This is a genomic window from Streptomyces sp. NPDC002577 (assembly GCF_053594815.1).
Window position 1 is genome coordinate 1 of record NZ_JBSFWK010000065.1, and the last position, 23,922, is coordinate 23,922.

Annotated in this window: 24 protein-coding genes and 5 pseudogenes; 12 read left to right on the plus strand and 17 right to left on the minus strand. The window is 68.6% G+C overall.

All coding sequences use genetic code 11. The features are described 5' to 3' along the window. Nucleotides 1-333: 333 nt before the first annotated feature. A complete protein-coding gene (locus ACWD4J_RS40855) occupies nt 334-1,569 on the minus strand; it encodes a benzoate/H(+) symporter BenE family transporter (protein WP_451400623.1) in 1,236 nt (411 codons plus the stop codon). Nucleotides 1,570-1,697: 128 nt separating this feature from the next. Here ACWD4J_RS40855 and ACWD4J_RS40860 point away from each other — a divergent pair, with 128 nt between their 5' ends. The 5 genes and pseudogenes from ACWD4J_RS40860 (at nt 1,698) to ACWD4J_RS40880 (ending at nt 4,442) form a co-directional block, all read left to right on the plus strand. Next, a complete protein-coding gene (locus tag ACWD4J_RS40860) occupies nt 1,698-2,246 on the plus strand; it encodes a helix-turn-helix domain-containing protein (protein WP_451400624.1) in 549 nt (182 codons plus the stop codon). Nucleotides 2,247-2,625: 379 nt separating this feature from the next. Beyond that, nucleotides 2,626-3,327 (plus strand): 2-phosphosulfolactate phosphatase, encoded by a 702-nt coding sequence (locus ACWD4J_RS40865; protein ID WP_451400625.1) that lies wholly within the window; start codon nt 2,626-2,628, stop codon nt 3,325-3,327. A 139-nt stretch (nt 3,328-3,466) separates the two neighbouring features. Beyond that, entirely contained in the window at nt 3,467-3,718 is a 252-nt protein-coding gene (locus tag ACWD4J_RS40870; RefSeq protein ID WP_451400626.1) for a hypothetical protein, read from the plus strand. Nucleotides 3,719-3,720: 2 nt separating this feature from the next. Continuing rightward, nucleotides 3,721-3,969: pseudogene (locus ACWD4J_RS40875) on the plus strand (IS256 family transposase); the annotation flags it as partial. Then, entirely contained in the window at nt 3,966-4,442 is a 477-nt protein-coding gene (locus tag ACWD4J_RS40880) for a GNAT family N-acetyltransferase (protein ID WP_451400627.1), read from the plus strand. The pseudogene ACWD4J_RS40875 and the gene ACWD4J_RS40880, both read left to right, overlap by 4 nt. 108 nt (nt 4,443-4,550) lie before the next feature. On the opposite strand, the gene ACWD4J_RS40885 is transcribed toward ACWD4J_RS40880, so the two are convergent. Then, on the minus strand, nt 4,551-4,925 hold the full coding sequence (locus ACWD4J_RS40885; RefSeq protein WP_451400628.1) for a hypothetical protein: 375 nt from the start codon (nt 4,923-4,925) through the stop codon (nt 4,551-4,553). Nucleotides 4,926-5,193: 268 nt separating this feature from the next. Then, nucleotides 5,194-6,090, minus strand: a complete 897-nt coding sequence (locus ACWD4J_RS40890; RefSeq protein ID WP_451400629.1) for a LysR family transcriptional regulator — start codon at nt 6,088-6,090, stop codon at nt 5,194-5,196. A 106-nt stretch (nt 6,091-6,196) separates the two neighbouring features. On the opposite strand from ACWD4J_RS40890, the gene ACWD4J_RS40895 reads away from it, so the two are divergent. Beyond that, nucleotides 6,197-7,273 carry a YeiH family protein gene (locus tag ACWD4J_RS40895; protein ID WP_451400630.1) on the plus strand — a complete coding sequence of 359 codons (1,077 nt, stop codon included), beginning with the start codon at nt 6,197-6,199 and terminating at the stop codon, nt 7,271-7,273. Here the strand turns inward: ACWD4J_RS40895 and ACWD4J_RS40900 are convergent. Together ACWD4J_RS40900 and ACWD4J_RS40905 are read right to left on the minus strand one after the other, a co-directional pair. Then, nucleotides 7,233-7,519 (minus strand): annotated as a pseudogene (locus tag ACWD4J_RS40900) (transposase); the annotation flags it as partial. The gene ACWD4J_RS40895 and the pseudogene ACWD4J_RS40900 sit on opposite strands and share 41 nt — an antisense overlap. A gap of 138 nt (nt 7,520-7,657) precedes the next feature. After that, nucleotides 7,658-8,119, minus strand: a complete 462-nt coding sequence (locus ACWD4J_RS40905) for a GNAT family N-acetyltransferase (RefSeq protein WP_451400659.1) — start codon at nt 8,117-8,119, stop codon at nt 7,658-7,660. Between the two features lie 282 nt (nt 8,120-8,401). On the opposite strand from ACWD4J_RS40905, the gene ACWD4J_RS40910 reads away from it, so the two are divergent. Continuing rightward, nucleotides 8,402-8,533, plus strand: a complete 132-nt coding sequence (locus ACWD4J_RS40910; protein WP_451400631.1) for a hypothetical protein — start codon at nt 8,402-8,404, stop codon at nt 8,531-8,533. Between the two features lie 18 nt (nt 8,534-8,551). Here ACWD4J_RS40910 and ACWD4J_RS40915 read toward each other — a convergent pair. The 5 genes and pseudogenes from ACWD4J_RS40915 to ilvY form a co-directional block, all read right to left on the minus strand. Continuing rightward, nucleotides 8,552-8,845, minus strand: a pseudogene (locus ACWD4J_RS40915) (SDR family NAD(P)-dependent oxidoreductase); the annotation flags it as partial. A gap of 235 nt (nt 8,846-9,080) precedes the next feature. Continuing rightward, nucleotides 9,081-10,424 (minus strand): MFS transporter, encoded by a 1,344-nt coding sequence (locus ACWD4J_RS40920; RefSeq protein WP_451400632.1) that lies wholly within the window; start codon nt 10,422-10,424, stop codon nt 9,081-9,083. Next, complete coding sequence (locus tag ACWD4J_RS40925; protein WP_451400633.1) at nt 10,424-11,020, minus strand: ArsR/SmtB family transcription factor; 597 nt, start codon at nt 11,018-11,020, stop codon at nt 10,424-10,426. Before ACWD4J_RS40925 ends, ACWD4J_RS40920 begins: the two co-directional genes overlap by 1 nt. 90 nt (nt 11,021-11,110) lie before the next feature. Further along, on the minus strand, nt 11,111-12,418 hold the full coding sequence (locus ACWD4J_RS40930; protein WP_451400634.1) for an MFS transporter: 1,308 nt from the start codon (nt 12,416-12,418) through the stop codon (nt 11,111-11,113). 232 nt (nt 12,419-12,650) lie between these two features. Next, nucleotides 12,651-13,553 carry an HTH-type transcriptional activator IlvY gene (gene ilvY, locus ACWD4J_RS40935; RefSeq protein WP_451400635.1) on the minus strand — a complete coding sequence of 301 codons (903 nt, stop codon included), beginning with the start codon at nt 13,551-13,553 and terminating at the stop codon, nt 12,651-12,653. Between the two features lie 74 nt (nt 13,554-13,627). Between ilvY and ACWD4J_RS40940 the strand changes: the two genes are divergently transcribed. Both ACWD4J_RS40940 and ACWD4J_RS40945 read left to right on the plus strand, forming a co-directional pair. Further along, nucleotides 13,628-14,344: a class I SAM-dependent methyltransferase gene (locus tag ACWD4J_RS40940; protein ID WP_451400636.1), complete on the plus strand. Its 717-nt coding sequence runs from the start codon at nt 13,628-13,630 to the stop codon at nt 14,342-14,344. 223 nt (nt 14,345-14,567) lie between these two features. Continuing rightward, on the plus strand, nt 14,568-15,872 hold the full coding sequence (locus tag ACWD4J_RS40945; protein ID WP_451400637.1) for a HEAT repeat domain-containing protein: 1,305 nt from the start codon (nt 14,568-14,570) through the stop codon (nt 15,870-15,872). A gap of 89 nt (nt 15,873-15,961) precedes the next feature. Here the strand turns inward: ACWD4J_RS40945 and ACWD4J_RS40950 are convergent. The 6 genes and pseudogenes from ACWD4J_RS40950 to ACWD4J_RS40975 all read right to left on the minus strand — a co-directional run. Beyond that, nucleotides 15,962-16,225, minus strand: a pseudogene (locus tag ACWD4J_RS40950) (hypothetical protein); the annotation flags it as partial. 117 nt (nt 16,226-16,342) lie between these two features. Next, nucleotides 16,343-16,714, minus strand: coding sequence for a fic family toxin-antitoxin system, toxin component (locus ACWD4J_RS40955; RefSeq protein WP_451400638.1), 372 nt, complete (start codon nt 16,712-16,714; stop codon nt 16,343-16,345). Further along, on the minus strand, nt 16,714-16,965 hold the full coding sequence (locus ACWD4J_RS40960; protein WP_451400639.1) for a hypothetical protein: 252 nt from the start codon (nt 16,963-16,965) through the stop codon (nt 16,714-16,716). Before ACWD4J_RS40960 ends, ACWD4J_RS40955 begins: the two co-directional genes overlap by 1 nt. A gap of 123 nt (nt 16,966-17,088) precedes the next feature. Beyond that, nucleotides 17,089-17,949 (minus strand): ABC transporter permease, encoded by an 861-nt coding sequence (locus ACWD4J_RS40965; protein ID WP_451400640.1) that lies wholly within the window; start codon nt 17,947-17,949, stop codon nt 17,089-17,091. Continuing rightward, nucleotides 17,909-18,790 carry an ATP-binding cassette domain-containing protein gene (locus ACWD4J_RS40970; protein WP_451400641.1) on the minus strand — a complete coding sequence of 294 codons (882 nt, stop codon included), beginning with the start codon at nt 18,788-18,790 and terminating at the stop codon, nt 17,909-17,911. The genes ACWD4J_RS40965 and ACWD4J_RS40970 overlap by 41 nt, the downstream gene beginning before the upstream one ends. Beyond that, nucleotides 18,787-19,242 carry a MarR family winged helix-turn-helix transcriptional regulator gene (locus ACWD4J_RS40975; RefSeq protein ID WP_451400642.1) on the minus strand — a complete coding sequence of 152 codons (456 nt, stop codon included), beginning with the start codon at nt 19,240-19,242 and terminating at the stop codon, nt 18,787-18,789. Before ACWD4J_RS40975 ends, ACWD4J_RS40970 begins: the two co-directional genes overlap by 4 nt. Before the next feature lie 398 nt (nt 19,243-19,640). Here ACWD4J_RS40975 and ACWD4J_RS40980 point away from each other — a divergent pair, with 398 nt between their 5' ends. Then, entirely contained in the window at nt 19,641-20,300 is a 660-nt protein-coding gene (locus ACWD4J_RS40980; RefSeq protein WP_451400643.1) for a TIGR00725 family protein, read from the plus strand. Nucleotides 20,301-20,631: 331 nt separating this feature from the next. Next, nucleotides 20,632-21,099, plus strand: coding sequence for an SsgA family sporulation/cell division regulator (locus ACWD4J_RS40985; RefSeq protein ID WP_451400644.1), 468 nt, complete (start codon nt 20,632-20,634; stop codon nt 21,097-21,099). A gap of 276 nt (nt 21,100-21,375) precedes the next feature. On the opposite strand, the pseudogene ACWD4J_RS40990 reads toward ACWD4J_RS40985, so the two are convergent. Continuing rightward, nucleotides 21,376-21,874: pseudogene (locus tag ACWD4J_RS40990) on the minus strand (tannase/feruloyl esterase family alpha/beta hydrolase); the annotation flags it as partial. 380 nt (nt 21,875-22,254) lie between these two features. Here ACWD4J_RS40990 and ACWD4J_RS40995 point away from each other — a divergent pair. Continuing rightward, nucleotides 22,255-23,889 carry an ABC-F family ATP-binding cassette domain-containing protein gene (locus ACWD4J_RS40995; RefSeq protein ID WP_451400645.1) on the plus strand — a complete coding sequence of 545 codons (1,635 nt, stop codon included), beginning with the start codon at nt 22,255-22,257 and terminating at the stop codon, nt 23,887-23,889. Nucleotides 23,890-23,922 lie beyond the last annotated feature (33 nt).

Consider the following 23,922-nt stretch of genomic DNA (forward strand, 5'->3'; position numbering starts at 1 on the left):
GTGCGGTGTAGTCCTAGACAGCTCCACCACACCGGAGGTCTTCGCCATGATCAAGCCCAGCGACCGTTAACAACGCTCGTGATCAATACACCTAGACCGGCGGACCCGAGGTCCTGCGCCTGGAGGAGATCCCCGACCCGACGCCGGGGCCGGGCGAAGTCCTCATCTGTACCCGGGCATTGGGGCTGAACCGGGCGGAGTCGATGTTCCGGCTGGGCGAGTACGGCATCGACCCGGTCTTCCCATCAGGTGCCGGCTACGAGGCGGCCGGGCTTCTGTAGTCCTGTTGCCCAGGTCGTTCATCGGGAGGCGCGGTCGCGGCGTGGTCGGAGTTCACGCGGCGGTCCGCGGCGGTGTGCCGACAGCCACCTGTGCCGGCTCCGGGGTGGCCCTGCGCCGCCGCGCCGACGCGATCACGCTCGTCAGCACCCCCGCGAGCAGCCCCCAGAACGCCGACCCGATCCCGAGCAGCGTCACACCGGACGCCGTCGCGAGGAACGTCACGACCGCCGCCTCACGCGCCTGCGGGTCGGACAGGGCCGTGGACAGCGACGACTCGATCGTGGCGAGCAGGCCGACCCCGGCGATCGCGAGCACGAGCGCGTGCGGCATCGCGGTCAGCAGCGAGGCGACGGTCGCGCCGAGCAGGCCCACGCAGAGGTAGAAGACGCCTGCCCAGACGGCGGCGAGATAGCGGCGCTCGCGGTCCGGGTGCGCCTCCTCGCCCGTACAGATCGCGGCCGTGATGGCAGCCAGGTTGAGGCCGAACGCCCCGAACGGCGCGAGTACCGCCTGCGCGGCCCCCGTCCAGGTCAGCAGCGGCGAGACCGGCACCTCGTACCCCGAGCCGCGCAGCACCGCGACCCCCGGCAGATTCTGCGAGGCCATGGTGACCACGAACAGCGGCACGCCGACACTGACCAGCACTTTCCAGTCGAAGGCCGGAGCGGTGAAAACCGGCTCGGCGAGCGATAGTTGGATCTTCTCGAGGTGCCAGCCACCGGTGACGACGGAGGCCACGACCCCACCGGCGAGCGCGACCAGGACCGCGTACCGCGGCAGCAGCCGACGCGCCAGCAGAAAGAGCACGAACACCGGGAACGCGATCGCGAAGCTGCCGTCCAACTGCGCGAAGAGCCCCGTGCCGAACTGCAGCAGCACCCCGGCCAGCAGCGCCGACGCGAGCGGCACCGGAATGCGGTCCATGACCCGGGCGAACCACCCCGTCAGGCCGCTCACCAGAATCAGCACGGCACTGAAGACAAACGCCCCCACGGCCTGCGCCATGGTCACCCCGCTCAGGCTGGTGGCGAGCAGCGCCGCACCCGGCGTCGACCAGGCGGTCATCACCGGCGCCCGGAAGCGGAGCGACAGGCCGACACAGGTGACGGCCAGCCCGACGCCGAGCGCCAGCATCCACGACGAGATCTCCCGCGCGTCCGCCCCGGCGGCCCGCGCCGCGGTGAACACGAGCGCCGCCGAACTCGTTACGCCGACCGTGACGGCGATCAGCCCCGCCGCGACGGCCGAGGGCGGGGCGGAGTCACGTATGCGGGTGAGCGGGGACATGCGGGCATCACTTCCGGAGGCTGGGAGCTGATCGTTCCATAAACGGAACGTTCTGTTTGTGGAACACTAAGGACGCGGGTGCCGACCCGTCAACAAGCTCTCAGGGGCCGAGGAGGAGCACCGGAGCGATGGGCCTGAACGACGAGGTGGGCCGCAGACTCAAACAGTTGCGGCAGGACAGTGGCTTGTCGCTGTCCGAACTCGCGCGCCGCTCGGGCGTCGGCAAGGGCACGCTCTCCGAACTCGAGGGCGGCCTGCGCAACCCCACCCTGGAGACCCTCTACGCCCTCACCACCACCCTCGGCCGTCCACTCAGCGCCGTCCTCGACGACCCACCGTCGGCCGTCGCGGCGGGCGCGGGCGGCGTCTCCGGCAGCGCCGTCACCGCGGTCCTGCTCGAACGGTACGAGGACGCGGAGGCGGCCACCGACGTCTTCCGCGTCACGATCGCCGCTGGTGCGACCCAGGAGTCCGCCGCCCACGTCCCGCACACCACCGAGAGCCTGATGGTGCTGTCGGGGATCGCGGTCGTGGGCCTGCCGGACGCACCGCAGACGGCGGGCGCAGGCGCCCACGCCCACGCCCACTGGAAGGCCGACGCGCCGCACTTCTACAGCGCCCCGCACGGCGAGGTCCACGGGATCCTCTTCGTGCGCTACCCGAAGAGTGTCGGCTAGACGAGTCAGTCCGATGTGATCAGTGGTCGAGGGCGATCAGCGACCTGGTGGCGGGTGCGCCGGTCTGGTGGTTGTGCCAGATGGCGGGCCGGGAGTGTTGGTGATCGGCATGGCCCTCAAACATCTGCATGCTGTGGTGACGGTATTGGATGGCGCCGGGGACGACCCCGCCGGGACGGCGGATGATGAACCAAGTCAGGGTGCGGCTTGTGCCCGCAGAGGCCGTGTGCGGTTGACCTCGTGTGGCGATTGAGCAGGCGTGCCGTTGCGGACTACTTTCGCGACGTAGCAGGCCGGAGGTGCTGCATTCCGAGGCCGTTGATGTGATGCGCATCACTCTCCGGGTGCTTCTGGTCCGGCATACGCGATCATGATCGGGATGAACGCTCGTTTCCTTGGCATCGCGGAGCTGGTCGAAGCCCCGTCCGTGGCGGTCGTAGTCGACGTCATGCGTGCTTTCACCGTGGCCGCCTGGGCCTTTGCTCAGGGGGCGGAGAAGATCGTTCTTGCTGAGTCGCTGGACGAAGCCTTGGCGCTCAAGGCTCGCCACCCGGATTGGGTGGCGCTCAAAGACGGTCCGCCCGCGCCCGGGTTCGACGCCGTCAACTCGCCGGGCCAGTTGCGGTCTATTGATCTCGGCGGACGGACCGTTGTGCAGAAGACCACGGCAGGGACGGTCGGCGCGCTCGCGGCGAAGGGGGCATCCCTGGTGCTGTGCGCCAGCTTCGTGGTCGCGGAGGCAACGGCTCGGCTCTTGCGGAGGCGCAAGAGTGACAGTGTCACGTTCGTGGTCACTGGCGAGGATGGGCGGGCCGATGAAGATCTGGCGTGCGCTCAATACATCGCTCGGAGAACCACCGAGGCTGGGACGGATGCTGCCGAGTTCCTCCGCCGTGCTGCCGGGTCGCGAGCTGCCGCCGAGCTGGCGGACGGGGTGCGTCAAGGAGTCCATCCTGATGACGTTGCGCTCTGTCTTGAACTCGACCGGTTCCGCTTTGCCATGGTGGCGACCTTGGAAGGCTCGCTCATGGTCCTGCGTCCGTGCGCCGTGCCTTCGCTGACTGATGACGCCCCGATCTGATCGCTGGCGAGGCCACGGTCATCGTCGGAGTCAACTGGATCTGGGCTGCGCTTCTGCCCCTGTTCGCGCTCGCGTCCAGCCCCCGGCGATCGGAGCCATCGGTGCTGCCTGCGCGTTCATCGGACCGCTGTGGAACGTCGTGATCATCACCTACGCGACCGTCCTGGTCCCCAACGAGCTACTGGCGCGTGTCACGAGCGCGGCCATGACCCTGTCCTCGGGTGTCATGCCCCTCGCTTCCCTCAGTGCCGGCTACCTGCTCACCGCCCTTGGCCCAACTGGCTCTGTATGCGTGCTCAGCGCGGTGATGCTCGTTACCGCGGTTATCGCCACCGCCAGCCCGGCCGTCCGCCATGCCCCACCACTACCCGTACAGGAGAAGTCGGTATGACCGAGCGCTGGATCCACCTGCGGACCACAAAAGCTATCGAGTCGACCTTCTCGACCGTCCGGCTGCGGACCAAGGTCACCCGCGGCGCCGGCTCCCGCACCGCCGCCCCGGCCATGGTCTTCAATCTCGTCGTGTCTACCCAGCAGCGGTGGCGGGCCGTGAACGCACCCCACCTCGTTACCCTCGTCCGCGCCGGAGCGCGCTTCGAAGGCGGCCCGCTGATCGAACGGCCCACGGAGCGAGCGGCATGACGGCCATCGGCCTGCGGCCGGCCACCTCCGCGGACAGCGAGTACTGCTTCCAGCTGCACAAAGCCGCCATGGGCGCCTACGTCACGGCCATCTGGGGCTGGGACGAGAAGATCCAACGCGATTTCCACGCCCGCGTGTTCAGCCCCGGCCGCTGGCAGATCATCACCGTCGACGGCGCCGATGCGGGCATGCTCCACGTCGAGCACCAGCCGACAGAGATCTACCTGGGGCGGATCGAGCTCCACCCCAACTACCAGGGATGCGGCATCGGCAGCCGGCTCATCCGCAGCCTCTTGCGCCAAGCCCGCCGGCAGGGCCGGGACCTCGCCTTGGACGTCCTCGTCGTCAACCAGCGGGCCCAGGCCCTCTACCGGCGACTGGGCCTGCACGAAGTCACTCGTCACGGCGAGAACGACATCAAGATCAGGATGTCCACCAAACCGCGTCAGCCTGGCCCGATCCACATATCTTGACAATGGCTCCCTCGTCGGCCACCAGGACATCCGGATGTCACCGCAGGGTGAGTTGATGGCTGCAAATGGGGTTTGACGACAGCTCCCTGGGCAAGCTGGAACCTCCTGTTACACCCACCTGTCCGGCTCCCCGGGCGCCCAGCCTCTCTGCAGCGTCTGGACTTCCTGCACCGCCATCCGTGCGGACAACCACGCGTCATACACTGCGGCCAAGCGCGGCCCGCCACTGCCCGACCGGACCCGGTCCCGGTACACGTGCAGCTCCGCCTTGGGCATCCTGCCCACCCATCCGACGTACTCAAGCAACGTCATCCCCCGGTCACGTGCCTCCTCGGTGAGGATGGCCCCGTGGTCGTCGGAGAGCCGGTCGATGCGCTCCGGGTAGACCTTCATGCGGATGAGGGTGCCATCGCGCAACTTGTCCGTGATCCAACCGACGTTGTCGTCGTCGGCGGGTTTACTGCCTTTGCGTCGCATGGTCATGCTCAGGATTGTCATGCATACGCCCAGCACGCCGCCACCCTACGCCGAGGCGGTCCGCTCGGCTGAGTGATGGCCGCTGGGATTCGGGGACTCCTGTGTCAACAGCCATCTTGTTCTCCCCCTGGAACCGACGGGCGACTGCCCAACTGGCACCACGTCGAGACCGAGGTCGCCTTGCTCAGCACATGCGCGGGTGCCACGCGCTCTGGGGCTCCTAGACCGACAGCCCGAGTGGCACCGCTGATGTGCCCGCGCAGACGGCAGCTCATCAGCGGCGCCTCGCCACCGCCAACAGTTCCGCCGCCGGCCCGACCAGCTTGCGACCGCTCGGCCAGACCGCTCGTAGAGCCCGGCTGAGCTCCAGACCGTCCACTCTCACGGCAATCAGCCTGCCGTCGGCGATATCCGTGCGTACCGCAAGTTCGCTGATCACAGCCGGTCCGGTGGCGGCGATGACCGCGCTGCGCACCGCAGTGGCCGAGCCGAGTTCGAGCAATGGCTTGGCCATGCCGACCCCCACGTGAGACAGCGCCTCGTCCAGGGTCTCCCTCGTCCCCGAACCGCTTTCCCGCACCACCAGAGGCGTTGACGCGAGTTCACCGATGGTGAGCGGCCGCCGACGACGAGCCCAAGGATGCCCAGCCGCCACCACCACGATCAGACGGTCGCTGGCCACTTGGCGGGTGGCGAGTCCGGCCGGCGCGCGCGGAGATTCGATGAAACCGATGTCTGCCGCACCAGAACGCACCAGCGCCGGGACGTGCTCGCTGTTGGTCACCTGGAGTCCCACATACAACTCGGGCCGCTGCCTGCGCAGTTGCCCGATCCACCCTGGTGCCAGGTACTCCGCGATGGTCATGCTCGCCGCCACGCGCAGTTCTGCGTCACGCCGGGTACGCAGCGCCTCAGCTCCTGTCAGCAGCTCCTCCAGGTCGTCGAGCACTCGCTGCGACCAGCCCACCACCATCTGCCCGGCATCCGTGAGCTGAGATCCGCGTCGCGACCTTTCGAGCAGCACCAGCCCCAAACCTCGCTCCAGGGTGGACAACCGCTTGCTGGCGGCGGGTTGAGAAACACCGAGCTGTGCCGCCGCAGCGCCCAGGCTGCCGAGTTTCCCCACCAGCACGAGCAGCTTCAGCGAATCCAGATCCGGTACCCGAGTCATATCCCAACGCTACGGCATGGCCACTCATCAGTCATAACGTTGGGCTATGACCTGATCGCCAGCCGGGGGCTACAGCCCAGGTCAGCGAGGCATCAGAGTCAAGTACATGAGTGAAGAGCCTCCCCTCCAGCCTTTGCGAGCCGAGCAGGGCATGCCGTGTGCACCCGAGTTGTCCAAGGGCCCGGCATCGCGTGTACCGGGATTGGCTGTGTCGCTCGCCGTCGCGGCAATGGCCACGGTCATCGGCAAACTGGCGCCTGTCGTGGGTGGGGCGGTATCGGGCATCGTCATCGGCGCCGTCCTGGCCACCGTGATCAAACACGGGGACAGGCTTCGTCCCGGCATCACCACCGCAAGCAAGACGGTATTGCAGGTATCCGTCGTAATGCTGGGCACCCAACTGTCCCTCCGGCAGATCGTGCAGGTGGGATCGCAGTCACTGCCCGTCCTTGTCGGCACACTCGCAGTGTGTCTGTCGGCAGCCTTCCTGTTCGGGCACTGGCTGAGGGTCTCGGGTGGCCTGACAACGCTCATCGGAGTAGGTACGAGCATCTGTGGCGCATCCGCGATCGCCGCAGTCACCCCGGTCATCGGTGTGGGCGGTGCCGAAGTCGCCTACGCCGTCTCCACCATCTTCATCTTCAACATCGCCGCTGTGCTCTTCTTCCCCCTGGTCGGCCACCTCCTGGGCCTCAGCCAGCACGCTTTCGGCCTGTTCGCCGGTACAGCCGTGAACGACATGTCGTCAGTGGTAGCCGCTGCCACCACATACGGCGACGCGGCGGGCGACTACGCCGTCGTCGTCAAACTCACACGCACGCTGCTGATCATCCCTGTCTGCCTGATACTGGCCGCCCTCGTGCGGCGTCGCGCCCGCCGTAGGAGCACGGAAGCCAACGACACAAAACGCGTCCGCGTACGGGCCCTTGTGCCATGGTTTCTCGTGGGTTTTCTGCTGATGGCGGCGGTCAACACCGTCGGCCTGATCCCCTCCGGAGCGCACCCCATCCTGAGTGAGGTGTCCGTGTTCCTCATCACCATGGCGCTGTCTGCGATCGGACTCTCCACCGACCTGTCGGGCCTGCGTCGCACAGGCCCACGCCCCATACTCCTCGGCGGTTTCCTATGGATCGTCATGTCTGGGACCAGCCTCGTACTCCAATTTCTGACGGGCCTACTGTAAGGACCGCGGCAAGGATGCATTCCCACGTGCCGTCCACGGCCCATCTGATCAGCGCTTGTGAGCTGTCTGAAGGACCCGAGCTCGCTGGGCAGGTCTCGCCAGTAGTGAGCACGTGCGGTACTTCCACGCAATGCCCTCAACGGTCCGGCGGTGGTCGGCCCACCGTCGCCCACGGACCGGATCGGCCGGCATCAGCGGCTCGATCCGGCCCCACATCGCATCAGTGATCACTAACCGGACTGGCATGTCCGATCAACTGACCAACCCATCAAAGAGACACGCTCTATGCCGTTGACTCCCTGGCCGCCTCCGCACTGGACCCGGCCGCCCCTCCCCGGCCACGGCTTCGGAGGGTAAGGGGGCCCATCGGCGCCGGCAGCCACATCACGGTGCCGCCGCGTAGCAGCGGATGGTCACCAGCTGAGACGGGCTCCATCGTTGCTCGACCGCGGCCATCAGCTTCCAGCCCAACCGCTCATACAGGGCTGCCGCGGCGGTATCGGATGCCACGACGTCGAGCACCGGATGCAGGCCACGACGTCGTGCTTCCTCCACGGCATGCCCGATCAGCAGTGCGCCAATCCCCTGTCCCCTGGCCTGCGGGGCAACGAACAGTCGGCTGACCACCGCAGTCAGGGCTTTGCTCGTCCCGTTCCGCTCGCTCCACAAGCCGGGGGCCAGATCTCCTTCACGGCTGCGGGACAAACTGACATGGCCAACGAGATGGTCGTCGAGTTCAGCGACCCAGGCTCCCAACAGGGAGGCGTGCGACAGCCACTCATCAGGCTGGTCGGGCCAGTTCACCGGGTAACCGTCACATCGATGGACTTCCTCGAGAACCCGCACGCACGTCTCGAGATCGCCATCAGTTCTCGGCCGGACCCACTGGCCTGGCCTTTCCACAGCAGTGCCGGAGTTCTCGATGTTCACTCCGGCATGGAAGCACAGGGCACAGAGTCACAACCAACCACTTTCGATCCACACCCCTCCCTGGTGCTACGGGCGTCGGCGCGCGAGGCGCGCGGTCCGCGCAGCGTGCATGGACCTGTGAGGCCTGGGGGCGCGATCCGCTGGAGGAGTCAGCCCTTCAACCGGCGCTGCACATCTGCGATCTCTTCGAACAGTTACATGGGGACGCTGAAGGAGGACAACCCGGATCTCGTCGAAGTGTTCGGCGATGGCCTCGGCTGTGACGGCGGCAGGGTCCTGCGCCAGCCAGCCGTCGGCGACACCCACGAAGACGCGGGCGAAGCGCCCTGAGTCTGCGAACGGCAGGACCGCGTTGACCTTGATGCCGTGCGGCGCTCCCTCGAAGGCCAGCGCCTTCGTCAGGCCGTAGAGTCCTAACTTCGCCGCGGCGTAGTTGCTGAGTCCCTGGTGGGAGAACATGCCAGAGCTCGAGCTGGTGAGGACGATCCGGCCGTAGCCGCGCTTCTTCATCTGGGTCCAGATCGGCTGCGTGAGCGAGAACGCCGCGCGCAGGTGCGTCTGCAGAACCAGGTCGATCTGATCGTCCGTGAGATCCTCGAAATAGCCCGGCCGCAGAATTCCCGCGTTGTGTACGAAGATGTCAAGTCGCCCAGATCGTCAATCGCCCGCGTGACCAGCGATTCGGGCGCGCCGGGGTCGGTCACCGAGTCGTACGCGGCTCCCATCGGATGGAAACCTCGTGCTGCTTGGCGGAATTGCTGGCGACGCGACGCTCCGGCGAGGGCCTCACCCTCGTCCTTGAGCACATCGTGTCCTGCATGCAGAAGGTCACTTGACCACAAATCATCAGCAGGTGACCAGACCAGATCAACGGGTTTTACGAGGCCGATCGGGTAGCGTCTGCCGGGGTGGCTGGACGGACCGGCCCGGCTCGTCCCTTGCCGCGGTGGTGGTCCATCTCACGCCATTCCGGGCGCAGACCTGCGAGATTGGTCGTGAGGAAGTACACAACACCCGTAGCCACCAGCACTGGTCCGAGACCCACGCCTGCCACCGCGGCGCCGCCGAGCAAGCCGCCCAGCGGAATCCCAGCCCAGGTGAGGGCCTGCCCGATACCTCGGACCCTACCCACCATCTCCGGCGGGATCCGTTCATACGTGACCGCCCCGATGATCGGGTTGATGAAGCCGCCCCCAAGACCGCCGATGCCTATGACCGCCGCCACGACCCACAGCGGCGCCCCCGACGCGAGGATGAGGAACCGCGGCGCCCCGGTGACGAGCCAGCCGAGGAAGAACACCGGCCGACGCCGCAATCGGTGCGCAACCGCTGCGGCAACGAGGCTGCCGGCCGTCGCCGCGATGCCGAACGTCGCCCACACCAGTCCGACCGTGGCAGGTCCGTGGCCGGACTCCTTGGCCCACACAGGCACGAACACGGCCACACATGCGGCGTCCAGCAGATTCGTGACGCCGATCATCGCGCAGAGCGTCAGCAGCAGCGGCTCCCCGCGCAGAAACGCGAAGCCCTGTCGGAAGCTGTGCCAGTAACCGCCCTCCGTATCACCATCGCCCCCTCCTTCCTGCGCAGCGCGCCCGTACGGTCGTCCCATGCCGCGCGGCAACGCCACGGCGATGACCAACGAACCCAGCGCGAAGCAGGCGGCGTTGACTCCCAACCCGGCCATCGGACCTACCAGCCCCACCAGAACGCCCCCGGCGGCGGGCCCCACCGTCCCGGACAACCGCTCGACCACGCCCTCCAGCCCGGTCGCCCGCTCCAGCGGCACCTGGCTGCGCTCCGCCGCCTCTGGGATCATGACATCCTTCGCCAGATCCCCGGGGCTACGGACAGCGCCTATCACCGCGACCAGCGCCAACAGCGCCCCGAACGACAGCACGTCTTCGGCGTGCAGCAGAGGGATCAGCAAGGCGGCAGCCGCGCTGACGACATCCGCGACCCAGGAGACCCGGCGCGGCCCGACCCGATCGACCAGCGGCCCGGTGAATGCCTTGATCACCACATAGGGGCCCATCTCGCAGAACGCGACCAGACCGGTCTGCGTGGCACTGCCGGTCGTGACGAGCACGAACCACGGAATGGCGATGGCCGAGATCCTGGTGCCGCTCTGCGCGACCAGCAGCGCCGTGAGAATCCCGGCGAGCGGGCGCAACCGCGCCAGACCGGCCGTACTTTTCGCCCCTTTCCCCCCGGACGGCATCAGCTCTCCGCCTCCTGCTCAGCGATGTCGACATCCGGCAGCACATGGACGTTCACCCATACCCGCTCGGCACCTTCGGGCTCCTTGTCGCCCGACGCCCGCCGATACCGGTCGATCACGGACCAGATCTCATCCCGCATCTCCCGGGCCTCCGCAGGAGTGAGTCGCAGGGCGGAGTCGCTCATGTCGAACGCCTCCCGCCACGGCCGCGGCAGCGTCTGTAGACCGTTGAGCGCTTGCTGGGTGCGCAAGGTGTACGCGTTGTGCACCGACTGCAGATACGCCAACGCCGCCTCGGGCTCCCGCTCTGCGAGGTCTTCGGAGTTGAACCGGGTCAGCTGGTGCACCGAACGCCACCACCGCTCCCGGGCGTTCCCTCTCTCGGCGTCCTCAGCCACGAAGCCAGCCGCGGCGAGTTGGCGCAGGTGGTAGCTGGTCGCCCCGGAGTTCAGGCCCAGACGGTCAGCCAACTGCGTGGCAGTGGCGGGCCCGTGGAGCCGCAGCAGACCAAGTAGCTGCACGCGCACGGGGTGAGCCAGGGCACGCAGGCCCTTGGCATCCAGGACGACGGACTGCTCCGCGGGAATCTCTGCCATGCACATGCACGATAGACCACAAAGCACTCTTTGCAAAGATTCCCTTGCGAAGAATCTTTTGCAGATTCGCCTCACGAGACGGCCGGCCAACTATCGAGCCGCGCGCGCCTGCTCAGCCCACCGGACGGCACACGGCATGGCCAGTCCCGCGAGCACGAAGACGGCGCCCAGTGCCAGCCAGCCGGGGACACCCCAGGTGATGCAGAACAGGGCCAGCACCGACGGTGCCAGGGAGCTCGCCACGCCGGCGCCGGTGGCGTGCAGTCCGGAGTACTGGCCCTGGGCATGCGCGGGCGCCAGTCCGAAGCTCAGCTCGAACGAGGCCGCTGTGTGCCATAGCTCACCGATCGTGTGCACGACGACACCCGCGATGATCACCACGGCGGCGAGCCACCCCGGCATCCCCGCGGCGGCCGCGATCGCCGCCATGCCGAGCAGGAACGCAATCCCGGAACGGACCGCGACCCGCCCCGCCGAGGCGTTGCTGACGATCCTGCGGCTCGCCCGCACCTGGAACGCCACCACCATCAGCGTATTGACCACCGCGCACACCCCGACCAGCCACTGGGGCGCTTCGCTGTGCCCGACGATCCACAGCGGCAGCGCGAACACCAGAACATGACCCTGAAGCGACATGACCGAGTCCAGGACGGTCACCGCCATGTACGGGTGGTTCTTCAGCACGCCCCACCGGTCGGTAGGAGACGTCTCCGAGGCGGAGACGGGCTCCGGCTCACGCACCGGCGGCAGGTGCGGCAGCCGAGTCACGACGGCCGCGCACAGCAGGAAGCTCAGGGCATCGGCCAGCACCAGCGCCACGTACGCGCCTCGCGTGTCCAGCTGCACCACCACGCCGGCCATGAGCGCACCGCACGCTCCGGCCAGATTGCCCGCGGCCCGCAGGTAGGACCGGTACTTCGTCGGGTTCGGCCCCGCGAAGCCGCGCGTCAGCGGTCCGCGCACCGCGGCCCCGGCCGAGGACGCGAGCTGGGTGAGGGAGATGGTCAGGACGAACGCCCCGAACGAGTGCACCAGCACCAGCGCCGCCATGGCCACGGCCTGCACGCACAGGAGCGCCAGGTACATCTCCCGCGACCCGCGCCGGTCGGCCACCCGCCCCGCCGGCACCCCTGCCACCAGGCCCACCAGGGCCGCCACCCCCATGGCCAGACCGACCTGCGTCACGGACAGCCCGACCGAGCGGGTGTAGAACAGTGCGGCGCCGGTCATGAAGAGACCGTTGCCGATCATGCTGATGAACGTCGCCAGCGCCAGCGTCCGCCGTGGCCCACGCTCGGGCAGCAGCCCGCGCGTCACCAGCCATGACGGCCGAGGCTGCCCTTGCGCCTGCGGCAGTGTGCCGGCCGACGTGTCGTCGGACGTCCTGTCGGTTCTCATGGTGTGCCGGATCTCCGTCCTGCGAGCCTCCTGGCCGCCCAGGGACTATGCACAGGGTCCGGCCTGCCGTGAAAGGCGTACTGACCTGGCGAAGAGTCACATCTGAAAAGGGAACCAGGAGTTGTCCACCAACCGTTGTGACGAGTGACGGATCACCAGTTCTCTCCGTTCTTCGCTCGCCAGTTCAAGGCCACCTTGTCCGGAAGGCGTTCCCGAGAACGTGAGTAAGAGGTCACCTGAATTGGTGAGTCGGCGGTAACGGATGAGGCGCTTGACCGGGGCCTGTGGCTGCCCACGCGGCGGCGACCAAGGGACGGTGGAGATCAGTGCGCCGGATGCACACGCCGATGGTGAGTTCGCCGGGACTGGACGGGACAGGGGCGACGTGGAGCCGGTGCCGGATGCTGCAGTGCCGCAGGACGAGGTCGGGGATGATGCCGGTGCCGTAGCCGAGAGCGACCAGGGTGAGCAGGGCTTCGTGTCCGTCGGCCTCGGCGGCGATGCGGGGTGTGATGCCGAGGCGGCGGAACCACCGGTTGGCGATGTCTCGGACCAGGCCCTGCCTGGGGAGTACGAACGGCTCGTCGGGAGCAGGAAGCTGCGCGCTTGATCGTGATGGGTCGGCTCGGGCGAGGACGAGGGGGGTACGGGCGACGGCGCGGGCGAGGAGGGTCGCTGGGATCCGGGAGGGCAAGGCCGCGACGGCCAGGTCGGCCTCGCCATCGTCGAGGAGCGCGAGGGCGGCGGCGGCGTCACCGGTCCGCACCGAGATCTGCACCCGGGGATGGGCGTCTCGCAGAGGTGCGAGCAGGTCGGGCAGCAAGCTCTGGCAGGCCGTGACCGAGGCGAACACTCGTAACTCGCCGCCGAGTTGGTCCCCTTTGAGGTCGTTGTCGCAGTAGCGGTCCCACAGCTCCAGGGCTTCAGCCGCGAAGCGGCGGAAGCGGTGTCCGTGCTCGGTCAGCGCCACGCCATGCGGGCCCCGGTCCAGTAGCCGGTGCCCGGTAGCGGCCTCCAGCCGCTGCACGGTCCGGGACAACGTGGCGGGGCTGACGTGGCAGTCGGCCGCGGTCCGGGTGAAGCTCAGCGTGGAGGCGAGATGGAGGAAGAGCCGGTATTGGTCGTTGTCCTGCATCTTTCACCTTCCGGAACGCCATGCTGCGGAGGTTGCGCTTGCCGGTGGATCCGCCCGCACCCTACAAACGGGTCATGCCACGAAGCCACACCACCCGTTCACGGCCCGCATGGTTGTTCCGCGAGTACGAGCCTGTCGGCATCGACCTGGGCAGCCCGGCTGCGGTGGCCGCCTACGACCGCAACCAGGGCACCGACCCGGACGCCGACGACGCGCTGCTCGACCGTCTCGGCGTTGCCACCGGCACCCGCCTGGTCGACCTGGCATGCGGCACCGGCTCGCTGGTGGTCCAGGCGGCACGACGCGGGGCCGAGGCACACGGCATCGACGTCTCGGCGGAGATGCTCGCCTTCGCCCAGGCGAGGGCGGAACGGGCCGGTACGAGCGCACATTGGCACCGGGCCGGGTTCTTGGACTACGCCCACGAGGCGGAGCCCGCGGACGTGGTGACCACCAAGTCGGCCCTTCACCAACTGCCGGACTTCTGGAAACAGCAGGCGCTCCTCAACGCGGCCGGCATGCTGCGGCCGGGCGGCACCTTCTACCTGTGGGACGTCATCTTCAGCTTCCCGCCCGCCGACGCCGCAGAGCATCTGCAGCAGTGGATCGACACCGCAGGCCGCCCCGAGGGCCAGGGCTTCACCCGGGCGGACTTCGAGGCGCACGTTCGGGAGGAATTCTCCACATACGCCTGGATTCTGGAGGGCATGCTGGAACGGGCCGGCTTCGACATCGTCTCGCGCGCGTCCCGCACGCCGACACATGGTGATTTTCTCTGCCGCCGCCGGTAGCTGGCTTGGTCTTCGACGACTTCGCCATCTCGCCGACGAAGGCTCGTCATGACGGCAAGACTGCTCTTGGCGTACCCACGACGCGGGCCAGTTGTCGAAAAGCCGCGCGACCAACTGATCATTTCAGAATGAGAGGCCGTCCCCAGCGGGGGACCCGGCCGGGAGGTACGGGCCCCATACGCGATCATCGGTGAGGAGGCTGGGTGACGCTGTTGGAGGGGACATGGTGGATAGCGACCTGGTGCGGGACCTCGATGCGCCGCACCGATGCCAGGCAGCTGCGGACACGCTGGTCGCACTGGGCGCCGCCGGGGTGGAGCTGCTGGTGCGGGAGCTGATGGACGAGGAGTCCCCGATGGGCTGGCGGAAGATCGCCGCTGTGCTCGGGCGGCTCGGGGATGCGGGCTTCGACGGCTTGCTCCAGGGCCTCGTCTCCGCGTCCACCGAGACGTCCCGCGACCGGGTCGGCTTCGCATTCACCCACTTTGGCGCGGTCGCCCTCGACCACTACACTGCCGCCCTCTCGCACCCCGTGCCGCTGGTGCGCCGCGAGGCCGTCCGGGGGATCCAGCACTGCGGCGAGGCCGGCCTGCCCGCCGTCCCTGCTGTAGTGCCGCTGCTTGGTGACCCGGACCAGGAGGTCGCTCAGCAGGCGCAGGACACCCTGGTCCTCCGCGGACAGCACGTGATCCCGCTGCTCCAGCGCGTCCGCAAGCGGGGGCCGGGCCGACAGCGGGCGCGGGCGCTGACCGTACTGGCCGAGCTCGGCGGCGAACCGGCGCTGTCTCCCGCCGACGTGGCCGCGGTCGAACGGCTCATCCGCATCAAGCTCCTGGACGACCGGCCCGCATCCCTGTGGACCTGCTGGAATCACTGGATGGCCGTCCCCAGCGGGGACCAGGCCGGGATCATGGAGGCCCTGGGCCTGGCCCATCCCAGGCCCGTGACCTTCACGCTCGGCAACGAGATCGTCGACACCGATGGCCACGGCTGCGGCGAAGCCGATGACGATGGCTACGGACGGGTCTTCGTCACCCCCGAGCTCGACGGCTGGACGCTTGTCCTCGGCGCCTGGTGCGACCCCTGCGGCGAGGAGCGGAGCGAGGACGTCCTGCGCCTGTGCACCGAACTCAGCGCCCGCTACGGCCAGACCCAGGCGTACTACTACGGAGCCCAGGGCGATGGCTCCGCCTGGCTGGTCGCCGAGCACGGCACGGTGATCCGGCGCTACTGCGAAACCGGCGAAGCGGACGACGAACTGCTGACCCTGGGCGAGCCCCTGCCGTACGAACGCACCCGCCGTGCGGAACTGGGCCTACGGCCCAACTGGGACGCGGCGCAGGAGAGCCAGGACGACGAGCACGAGTGGAAATGGGCCGCGTTCCACCTCGCCCCGGACATCGCCCACTCCCTCGGCGTCAGCCCCCTCACCATCAGCCCGGAGACGCCGTCGCACGGAACCGGCGTCATCGCCCTGACTCCGTACGGCGTCGTACACGGCGTACCCACGGGCGCCTACCGCATTTGAGTGCGGGAGAGCGCCCGGCTGAAGCCGGGCGCTCATTGCCCTGCAGGCCATCCCGAGCACGCACTCAGGCCAACTGAAGCGCTCACGGATCAACTGCAGTGCTCAGCCACGTTGATGTACGGGGCAGTGTGCTCTTGGGGATGTTCGATGAGGTGACCGGATTCGAAGCGGTCTCCGGCGCGGACGAGGGCGACGAGGTGGGGTGCGTTCACCGCTAGCCAGCGGGCCTGGGCGGACTCGACGAGCTTGAACACCCTAGCGAGGGCGGCGGTGCGGGACCCGGCACTGCGGGTGACCTTGGTCCGCAGCCGCACGGTGGCGAACGTCAACTCGATGGGACTCGTGGTCCGCAGACACCTCAGGATGCCGGCGCGTCATGGTGACCGGGGAGGAGCCGGCGTAACCCTCAGCCCGCGCGCGTCGACGAAGCGGGTGCGATCCTCCCCGATCTCAGCCAGGATCCGGGCACTTCAGACGGGCCAGGAACGCAGCAGTTCGACAATACGGGCCGCGGTGCTGCGGGGGTCGTACAGTTCCTCGGCCAGGGCGCGTAGCTGCTCTTTGCCGGGGTGGACGTCGATGCCGCTGGCGGCGAGATACATGACGGTGGCGGCGCAGGCGACGGTGAGGTTGGAGCGCTCCAGCCAGCGGCAGCGGCCCAGGGTGTGGGCGAGGGCGGCGGCGCGCGCGTAGGGACCGCCGTAGAGCGGGGCGTCCAGGAGTTCGGCGCGATGCCTGGCCACTGCCGCGACCGGAACACCGAAATCGTCCGGCTGCGGGTCGCCCCGGCCGGCGCGCTCCGCGACTTCGAGGATCCAGGACAGGTCGACGTGCAGGTCCATCAGGCGGCCGCGCTCCCGCCGGGGCGCTCGGTGCGATGGTCCAGTTCCTGCTCGACCTCGTCGAGGAAGGATCCGAAGTCGTCGATGATGCGCTGCGCGGCTGCCATGCCGCGGCCGCGGGTGCCGGTGGTGTCCTCGGTGATGAGCAGTTCCACGTACGCGTTGAGGTTCAGCCCGCGTTTCTTCGCTGCGTCCTTTGCGGCCTCCAGCGCTTCGGGGGCCAGTCGCAGGTTCGTCTGGGTCTTCGCCATGCCACGAAGGTAGCAGGGTGCTACCAGCCTGCGCAGGTGTATGCCGAGACGATCTCCGGCCCGGCGATCCGGGCTTGGGCCAGGTTGGGCCTCGGACACCGGGTTCGCGGACAGCCGGTGCCGTCAGCGGGCCAGCCGGCCCAACAGCGAGGACGCCGCGATGATGCCCAGCGTGCCGGCCACAAGCAGGACGCCGTAGTCGAGGGCCAGATGTGAGGGCGTGCCGAGGAGCAGGCCGCGCAATGCGTCGACCTGGTAGCTGAGCGGATTGAACTTGCTGATCGCCTGGAGCCAGCCCGGCATAACCGACAGCGGGTAGAGCGCGTTGGAACCGAAGAAGAGCGGCATCGTGATGGCCTGTCCGAAGCCCATCAGACGGTCCCGGGTCAGGACGATGCCTGCGATCGTCATCGACAGGCAGGAGAAGAAGGCAGAGCCCAGGACGACCGCAACGGCCACGCCCAGCAGGCGCAGCGGGTTCCAGGTCAGGGCGACGCCGAGCAGCGCGGCGATGAGGATCACGACGATCGCCTGGATCAGCGCCTTCACACCCGCGGCGAACGCCTTGCCGGTGATCAGGGCCGAGCGCGGGGTGGGCGTGACCAGGAGCTTGGTGAGGATGCCCGCGTCACGCTCCCAGATGATCATGATGCCGTAGAAGATGGCGATGAACATCGCGGACTGGGCGATGATGCCGGGCGCCAGGTAGTCGATATAGGGGACGCCGCCGGTGGGTATCGCCTTTATCCGGGTGAACGTCTGGCCGAAGATCAGCAGCCACAGCGCCGGCTGAACGGCCCGCGTGTAGATCTCGGTCCGGTCGTGGCGCAGCTTCTGCAGTTCGACCGTGCACATCGCGCCCACGCGTGCGAGCAGCACGCGCCATCCCGTACGGGCCGGGGGCGGGACGACCAGCAGATCGAGGCCCTCGGCGTGCTTGTGGTCAGCCGACGCGGGTCGCTGTGTGGCGGGTGCTTCGGACATCGCGGAAGTCTCCTGACTGATCGTCGAGGCCGCTGCCGGCGACGTCCCGGAAGACGTCCTCGAGCGTCGGCAGCGGTGCGTCGGTGTCCCCCTCGCTCCGGCTTCGGCCGTCGCCCGCGGCGCGCAGGCGCTCCTGGAGGCCGGACCTGAGCTCGGCGGGCGTGCCGAGGGCACGGATGCGCCCGCGGTGCATCAACGCGACCCGGTCGCAGTACTGGTCGGCCTCGTCCATGTAGTGCGTGGTGACCAGCACGGTCATGCCCGTGGCGGCCCGTACGGCGTTGATGTGCTCCCACACGCCGGTCCGGGCGATCGGGTCGAGGCCGATGGTCGGCTCGTCGAGGATCAGCAGGCGGGGTGCGCTGACCAGGGCCTGGGCCAGTTCGAGGCGGCGGACCATGCCTCCGGAGTACGTCTTCGCGAGCCGGTCGGCCGCATCGGTGAGACCGACCGCCTCGAGGGCCTGGGCGACACGGTCGGCGCGCTCGCGGCGGGAGACATCGAAGACACGGGCGAACAGGGCCACGTTCTCCCGGCCGGTGAGTCCCGCGTCGGCGGAGAGTTGCTGGGGGACGTACCCGAGGAGGCGGCGTACCTGCATACGTTCCCTGGCTGCGTCGTGGCCGAAGACGTGGACTCTCTCCCCGGGGACCGGCAGCAGCGTGGTGATGCAGCGCATCGCGGTGGTCTTGCCGGCACCGTTCGGCCCGAGCAGGCCGAAGACCTCGCCTGCGGCGACGGACAGGTCCAGGCCGTCGACGGCGGCCGTCTCGCCGAAGGAGTACCTCAGGCCGGTGCAGACGACAGCATCGGGATTCTTGCCGGGAGCGGTTTCGGTCATGTTCCCTCGACCTCCTCGTGCAGGTTTTGGGCAAGTCGGCGCAGGGCGGGCAGCGCCGCCAGGAGAGCTGCCCGGTCGGCGTCGCTGAGGCGGGACACCTGCGTACGGACCAGCGCGGCGCGGCGTTCCTGCCAGTCGCGCAGCCGCGCCTCGGCCGCAGGCGTGGGTATCAGCCGGGCGGAGCGCCGGTCGTCGGGATCCGTCTCGCGGAGCAGATAACCGGCGCGGCCGAGCTGGTTGACCAGCGTCGAGACGGAATTGCCCGCCAGATACAGCTCCTTGGCGGCGTCCGACACACGGATGCCCGGACGGGCGGCGACCAGGCGCAGCAGCTCGACCTGTGCACCTCGCAGCGGCGGTTCGGTCATGCCGCTGCGCAGCCGGCGCCGGATCAGCCGCTGCAACCCGGCCAGTGCGTCAGCGAGTGCGTCGGGGAACATCTCGGTGGCCACCTCCGCAGAATAGCTCTGAGTGAGAGGTATTGACCAGGAGATCAGACCGAGCGGTCCCAAGCGAGGTACCACACGCGTTGAGCACCTGGCCGTGTCGCCGGTGAGTCCGTCCGGCAGGTCGTCCGCGCCGAGGCTCGACGGGATGCCGCTCGCGGTGACTCAGGTGGTTGAAGACGCTGCGGTGGGTCGCCTCGGCCGTGTCCGGGCTGGTGATCTCGGGCTGGTGATCTCGGGCTGGTGCCGGAAGCGGGGGTGGCCGCGTCGATGATGACGGACGACGGCCATCGTAGGTGCGCCAGCAGGTACGCACGGCAGCCGTCGAGGCGAACGCCGCACCATGAGGTGGGTCCGCAGAGCCCCGGCATACCCTGGCGTGCCTCTTTGCCGCACCGGGTCCCATGCAGGACGATCTGGTCCATCCGAATGTGATTCCTCGTTGGCATCGGGCGCCCGCGCGGCTGCACCTCTCTCCCGAGTTCCGTTGGTTTGCCGTCCTGCGCGAGTCGGCGACCCCGTCCCGTGGAGTGGAGGCCCGTGTGGTCGATACCGGCAGCCCTGCCCGCCCGTATATCGCCGTGGTGGGGCCAAGCGAAGCCTCCGCCCGCGAGAGAACACTGGCCGAAGAAGTCGGCTGCCTGCTGGCGCAGCAAGGAGCCGTCGTGGTGTGCGGGGGGCTTGGTGGCGTGATGGAGGCGTGTGCCCGCGGGGCCAGTATGGCGGGCGGAGTCGTGGTGGGTGTGCTGCCTGGTCATGACCGCACCGGAGCGAACCCATATCTCACTGTCGCCTTGACCACCGGGCTGGGCGAGTTGCGCAACGGTGTGCTGGTCAATGCCTCCGACGCTCTCGTCGCGGTGGGAGGCAGCTGGGGAACCTTCAGCGAAGTGACCCTGGCGCTCCACGCGCACAAGCCAGTGGTCACACTGGACAGTTGGAGTCTTCCGCCTCAGGCGGTCGCGTCTCCCGGCGCTCGCCTGCTGACCGAGGTCGCGACCGCTGCCGACGCGGTCCGCACCGTCCTGACACACCACCGGCAGTACCCGGCGGAGAACACCTGAGCAAGAGTCCGAGCGTCTGGACAGCCGGGTCGGCCGGCCGGAAGGCTATCGCCACCACCAGATGATCGACGCGGTCCGCCCATCAGATTCGGAAGAACAACCGCTTCTCAGGTCATGTCCTGCTGACTTACGTCACGTTCCGTGCGGCGTCGGTCTTCGGTGGCGGAATCCTCTCTTCAGCTCGCGTAAGCGCGGCGCGCCGGCATCGGACACACCGTCAACTGCCCGTACCTACCACCTTCTTCGGCCGTCAAGTGACCGATGTGCGGGTCCGGGCCCCTGGCGAAGAGTTGTTGACGCAAGCTTCGTCCTACGGAGGGGAACTCCCGTCATGCATCCTGATCAGTCGCAACTGCCGGCGCGCCCGGTTCCCGAACAGGTGCCGGCGCTGTGTCTGGCCCTGGACCAGATGCTCGATGAGTTCACCCGGCTGCCGATGCGGGCCACGTTCCGTTTCGACGTGGCCGTGCCCGCGGTGGTCACGGTCGAGTTTCTGGCTGAACGTGGGCCGAAACTCGTGTGGCGTATCGGCCGCGAGCTGCTCCATGGCGGCCTGACGTCGATGAGCGGCTGCGGTGAGGTGCGGATGTGGCCGACACTGCCCGGTGAGCGGCCGTCTTCCTGGCTGTTCCTGGAGTCCCCGGAGGTCGAGGCCTTGTTCGAGGTGCCGAGGGCTCCGCTGGCGGAGTGGCTCGAGGCCACGTATCAGGTGGTCCCGGCCGAGGCGGAGTGGGACGGTCTGAACTGGGGCGACTTCCTCATGGATCTGCTCGATGGGCCGGGGGCGGTGTCAGGATGACTTACCCCTCGGTGCATCACTTGTCAGAGCGGTGACGTGCCGGGTTGTTGTCGTCGGCCCGGCGGGGCGGTGCCACCGTCACACGTATGCCGTTGCCGCAGTCGTCGGGCCGATCGGCCTCGGAGCACCGCGCGGGGGTCCTCCCGGTGCCCTGCCTCGTCGCTCGACGGCCCACCCGCCACTCCACAAGAACGTCCCGGCCCGCGCCGGAAAGGCTCGGGCCGGAAAGGGGCAGAGGGCTGCCGGGAGGTTCGGTCAGTGGTCGGCCAGGGACACTCAGCGGAAGCTGGCGGCGGCCATCCGGTCGCCGTGGCCGTTGTAGCGGGACACCTGCGGGTAGCTGCACAGGTTGCGGGTGATCTGTTCGCCGGAGGCGTTGCGCAAGGTGGCGGGCAGGCTCTGGGGGCATTGCCGTGTTCGACCCAGGTCCGCAGGGCGCCGAGGTCGTCGACGGTGGCGCCGCCGCCGTTGTTGAGGCCGCATTGCGGCGTGCCCGGGGCGAGGAAGAGGCGGTAGAAGTCGTCGGTCTTCTTGGCGCCGCCCATCGTCCGCTCGACCTGCTTGCGGTAGTCCACGGTGCCCTGAGTGGGGATGTACTCGTCGTCCTGGCCGTGCCAGGTCAGGAGCTTGCCGCCAGAGTCACGGAAGGCGGACAGGTCGGGTCGTCGGTGCCGATGATGCGGTCGTACTCGGCCTCGGCCTGCTGGAACAGCTGCGTGAACCGGCTGCAGGTGATGGTGGAGACGTCGAAGGACGGCTGCTTGTGAAGCCACGATGGCGATCGCCCGGGCCGACGGATCGCGTGAACACTGCCGGCCGCCGCGGAACTTATCGTCACCTGTTGAACTGGTAACGATGCTGGCATGGGCGTCATCGGGCTGTCAACACACGCGTCCGGGCCGCGGCGGCCTGCGGGGCAGAGAAACCAACTGGGCAGGAGAGGCCGGGCTGTTAAGCTGCCGACGACGTAGACCGTCTATCGAGGAGTCGCAGACGTGGTGGGTGACGACGACATCTCCGGGTGAGATCCGGATCTGACGGCCACCGGACGCGCTGAACAAGCGCCGCCGAAGTGGCCCGTTCGTCGTACCCCTTTTCCCCATGTCTGCCCGGGGCGGAGCTGTCTTCGCCCCCACCCCTCTCGAGGTCGCCTCCATGTCCGACGCCGCCATCGTCTGCTCGAACCTGTCGTTCGCCTGGCCCGACGACACCCCGGTCTTCCACGACCTGTCCTTCACCGTGACAGGCGGCACCACGGGCCTGGTCGCCCCCAACGGCTCCGGCAAGAGCACCCTGCTCAAGCTGATCGCCGGCGAACTGCGGCCCGCCACCGGCTCGGTGTCCGTCAGTGGCACGCTCGGCTATCTGCCGCAGAGCCTCCCCCTGACCGGTGACCTCACCGTCGCCGAGGTGCTCGGCGTCTCCGCGGTGATCCGCGCCCTGGACGCCGTCGAGTCGGGGGACGTGAGCGAGGAGCACTTCACCACCATCGGCGACGACTGGGACATCGAGGAGCGCACCCGCGCCCAGCTCGACCGTCTCGGCCTGGCCGGCCTCGCCCTGGAGCGCAGCCTGAGCACACTCAGCGGCGGCCAGGTCGTCTCGCTCGGCCTCGCCGCGCAACTGCTCAAGCACCCCGACGTCCTGCTGCTCGACGAGCCGACCAACAACCTCGACCTCGAGGCCCGGCACAAGCTGTACGACGTGCTGGCGGACTTCAACGGTCTCCTGCTGCTGGTCGCCCACGACCGCGCCCTGCTCGACCGCATGGACAGCATCGCCGAGCTCGGCAGCGCACAACTGCGATTCTACGGCGGCGACTTCACCGCCTACGAGGAGGCCGTGCGCGCCGAGCAGGAGGTAGCCGAGAAGAACGTGCGCAACGCCGAGCAGGAGCTGAAGCGGGAGAAGCGGGAGCTGCAGCAGGCCCGCGAACGCGCCGAGCGCCGCGCGAGCAACGCCGCCCGCAACCTCAAGAACGCCGGGCTGCCGCGCATCTTCGCCGGCAATATGAAGCGCGGTGCGCAGGAGTCCGCGGGCCGGGCCGGGCAGATGCACGCGTCCCGGGTCGGCGAGGCCAGGGCCCGCCTCGACGAGGCCGGGCGCGTGCTGCGCGAGGAGCAGCGCATCACCCTGGACCTGCCCGACACCCAGGTGCCCGCCGGACGCAACCTCTTCCTCGGTGAGGGGATGCAGGTCCGGCACGACGGCAAGGACGTGTTCACCGAGGGCGGCGTCGACCTCTCCGTACGCGGGCCCGAGCGCATCGCGCTGACCGGGCCCAACGGCGTCGGCAAGACCACCCTGCTGCGACTGATCACCGGTGAACTCGCCCCGGAAAACGGGGAGATCAAGCGTAGCGACGGCCGTATCGCCTATCTCTCGCAGCGCCTGGACCTGCTGGATGTGGACCGCACCGTGGCGGAGAACTTCGCCGCGTTCGCGCCCGAGCGGCCCGAGGCGGAGCGGATGAACCTGCTCGCGCGCTTCCTGTTCCGCGGCCCTGGGGCGCATCTGCCCGTCGGCGTGCTCTCCGGCGGCGAACGGCTGCGTGCCACCCTGGCCTGCGTCCTGTGCGCCGAACCAGCGCCGCAGTTGCTGCTGTTGGATGAGCCGACCAACAACCTCGACCTGGTCAGCGCGGGCCAGCTTCAGAGCGCGCTCAACTCCTACCGGGGCGCGTTCCTGGTGGTCAGCCACGACGAGCGGTTCCTCGCCGAGATCGGGGTGAACCGCTGGCTGCGCCTTGCCGACGGAACGCCCGAGGAGACGGGAGCGCCCGCGGTGTGAGCCGCCGGCGTGTGCAATGGCCCGCGTCCGAGG

Coding starts and splice junctions, on each gene's coding strand:
- ACWD4J_RS40855 (WP_451400623.1), bottom strand. CDS start 1,569: ATGTCCCCGCTCACCCGCATACGTGACTCCGCCCCGCCCTCGGCCGTC.
- ACWD4J_RS40860 (WP_451400624.1), top strand. CDS start 1,698: ATGGGCCTGAACGACGAGGTGGGCCGCAGACTCAAACAGTTGCGGCAG.
- ACWD4J_RS40865 (WP_451400625.1), top strand. CDS start 2,626: ATGAACGCTCGTTTCCTTGGCATCGCGGAGCTGGTCGAAGCCCCGTCC.
- ACWD4J_RS40880 (WP_451400627.1), top strand. CDS start 3,966: ATGACGGCCATCGGCCTGCGGCCGGCCACCTCCGCGGACAGCGAGTAC.
- ACWD4J_RS40885 (WP_451400628.1), bottom strand. CDS start 4,925: ATGACCATGCGACGCAAAGGCAGTAAACCCGCCGACGACGACAACGTC.
- ACWD4J_RS40890 (WP_451400629.1), bottom strand. CDS start 6,090: ATGACTCGGGTACCGGATCTGGATTCGCTGAAGCTGCTCGTGCTGGTG.
- ACWD4J_RS40895 (WP_451400630.1), top strand. CDS start 6,197: ATGAGTGAAGAGCCTCCCCTCCAGCCTTTGCGAGCCGAGCAGGGCATG.
- ACWD4J_RS40910 (WP_451400631.1), top strand. CDS start 8,402: ATGGGGACGCTGAAGGAGGACAACCCGGATCTCGTCGAAGTGTTCGGC.
- ACWD4J_RS40920 (WP_451400632.1), bottom strand. CDS start 10,424: ATGCCGTCCGGGGGGAAAGGGGCGAAAAGTACGGCCGGTCTGGCGCGG.
- ACWD4J_RS40925 (WP_451400633.1), bottom strand. CDS start 11,020: ATGGCAGAGATTCCCGCGGAGCAGTCCGTCGTCCTGGATGCCAAGGGC.
- ACWD4J_RS40930 (WP_451400634.1), bottom strand. CDS start 12,418: ATGAGAACCGACAGGACGTCCGACGACACGTCGGCCGGCACACTGCCG.
- ilvY (WP_451400635.1), bottom strand. CDS start 13,553: ATGCAGGACAACGACCAATACCGGCTCTTCCTCCATCTCGCCTCCACG.
- ACWD4J_RS40940 (WP_451400636.1), top strand. CDS start 13,628: ATGCCACGAAGCCACACCACCCGTTCACGGCCCGCATGGTTGTTCCGC.
- ACWD4J_RS40945 (WP_451400637.1), top strand. CDS start 14,568: ATGGTGGATAGCGACCTGGTGCGGGACCTCGATGCGCCGCACCGATGC.
- ACWD4J_RS40955 (WP_451400638.1), bottom strand. CDS start 16,714: ATGGACCTGCACGTCGACCTGTCCTGGATCCTCGAAGTCGCGGAGCGC.
- ACWD4J_RS40960 (WP_451400639.1), bottom strand. CDS start 16,965: ATGGCGAAGACCCAGACGAACCTGCGACTGGCCCCCGAAGCGCTGGAG.
- ACWD4J_RS40965 (WP_451400640.1), bottom strand. CDS start 17,949: ATGTCCGAAGCACCCGCCACACAGCGACCCGCGTCGGCTGACCACAAG.
- ACWD4J_RS40970 (WP_451400641.1), bottom strand. CDS start 18,790: ATGACCGAAACCGCTCCCGGCAAGAATCCCGATGCTGTCGTCTGCACC.
- ACWD4J_RS40980 (WP_451400643.1), top strand. CDS start 19,641: ATGCAGGACGATCTGGTCCATCCGAATGTGATTCCTCGTTGGCATCGG.
- ACWD4J_RS40985 (WP_451400644.1), top strand. CDS start 20,632: ATGCATCCTGATCAGTCGCAACTGCCGGCGCGCCCGGTTCCCGAACAG.
- ACWD4J_RS40995 (WP_451400645.1), top strand. CDS start 22,255: ATGTCCGACGCCGCCATCGTCTGCTCGAACCTGTCGTTCGCCTGGCCC.